This window comes from Monashia sp. HAY1-5C, from assembly GCF_056755255.1.
On sequence record NZ_JBPGXG010000819.1, the window covers coordinates 1 to 233 of the forward strand.

The following is a 233-nucleotide window of genomic DNA, read 5'->3' on the forward strand; positions in this document are numbered from 1 at the left end:
GCGCCGACCACCGGGGTACGGCCCAGGCCACCGCCGACCAGGACACGGAAGCCCAGCTCGCCGGCGGCGTTGTGTACCGGCTCCAGGCCGATGTCGTGGACTTCGATGGCCGCACGGTCAGCGGTCGAACCGTTGACGGCGATCTTGAACTTGCGCGGCAGGTAGGCGAATTCCGGGTGGAATGTAGTCCACTGACGGACGATTTCGCACCATGGGCGTGGGTCGATCAGTTC

General features: G+C 66.1%; 1 pseudogene. It reads right to left on the reverse strand.

The features are described from left to right. A pseudogene (locus ACR9ZK_RS23650) lies at positions 1-233 on the reverse strand (nitrite/sulfite reductase); the annotation flags it as partial.